Annotated in this window: 1 protein-coding gene; it reads right to left on the minus strand. The window is 50.1% G+C overall.

The features are described from left to right. The coding region (rmuC, locus tag R8N49_RS25315; protein WP_318190235.1) for a DNA recombination protein RmuC at positions 1 to 1,000 on the minus strand (1,000 nt) is incomplete at both ends.

Here is a 1,000-nt window from a genome sequence, read left to right on the forward strand (position 1 = left end):
AGTGCCACCAGCAACGTGGTTGGGCTAACCAAGATGATGTTTTGCTCCATCGCGTCTTTGATCAAGCTTGGGTCGGCTTGAATCGCCACTTGGAACGCCGGCTCTACCGGAATAAACATCAGCACATAATCGAGACTTTGGATGCCTTTGAGCTTGTGGTAATCCTTCATGCTCAAACCTTTGATGTGCGCACGCAGTGCGGTAAGGTGAGCACTTAACGCGCGGTCGCGTTCAGCATCCGTTTCGGCATTGAAGTAGCGCTCGTACGCCACCAATGCCATTTTCGAATCGACCACCACTTGCTTGTTTTGTGGCAAATGCACAATCACATCCGGTTGGTAACGCTTGCCCGCTTCGCTCTGTAGGTTCACTTGCGTTTCGTACTCGTGCCCTTCGCGCAGCCCCGATTCGGCTAAAACGCGCGCCAACACCACTTCACCCCAGTTACCTTGCTGTTTGTTATCGCCTTTGAGCGCTTGGGTCAGGTTCACGGCTTCTCGAGTCATTTGTTCATTGAGGCGTTGCAGATTTTTCAGCTCATGCACCAGCGTATGACGCTCTTTAGCTTCTTGGCTAAAGCTGTCGTTGACTTGCTTTTTGAAACCTTCTAACTGCTCTTTTAACGGTGACAACAACCCTTCTAAACTTTGACGGTTTTGCAAATCGACTTTCGCGGTTTTCTCTTCAAACAGTTGATTGGCAAGGTGCTCAAACTGTTGTTTCAGACGCACTTCGGCCTGCTCTAAAATTTGCAGTTTTTCCGCATTAGCCTGATTCATTTGTTCGTGGCGCGCCTGCTGCTCACGAAGCTGCGTTTCCAAACGGGATTTTTGTTCACGCATTTGGCCCAGCTCATCAAAGTACTGCTGACGTTCTTGTTTGACGGCTTCGAAGTAACGCAATTTCTCCATGGCCGCCATCAACTTGCCGTGCGATTGTCGCACTTCAAAGGCCGCTTTATCGCGCTCGTTGTCGAGTTCATCCAACTCTTGCTGCGCAT

This window comes from Vibrio sp. 1978, assembly GCF_033344345.1.